The 244-nt window shown below is 69.3% G+C and carries 1 protein-coding gene; it reads left to right on the top strand.

Annotation, left to right across the window (positions count from 1 at the left end):
- Positions 1-244, top strand: a 244-nt coding sequence (locus JGU66_36120) for a transposase (protein MBJ6766203.1), incomplete at both ends; no start/stop codon positions are given.

The following is a 244-nucleotide window of genomic DNA, read 5'->3' as shown; positions in this document are numbered from 1 at the left end:
CGGCACCTCAGCCGAGGCGACAACTTCCCTGACACAGGGGGGGTGGAGAATGCCCAGGTAGGCATCTTCCTCTCCTACGCGACGCCCCGAGGCCATGCCCTGGTGGACCGGGAGCTGTACCTTCCCGAGGCATGGACGCAAGACGCGGAGCGTCGCAGGACGGGAGGCGTGCCAGATGAGGTGAGCTTCGAGTCCAAGCCCGCCCTGGCGCAGGGCCTGCTGCAACGGGCGCTGGCCTCGGGCC

The sequence above is a fragment of the Myxococcaceae bacterium JPH2 genome (assembly GCA_016458225.1).
Lineage (GTDB): Bacteria > Myxococcota > Myxococcia > Myxococcales > Myxococcaceae > Citreicoccus.
Note: the sequence above shows the minus strand (reverse complement) of the source record. Positions and strands in the feature narration are given on the sequence as shown.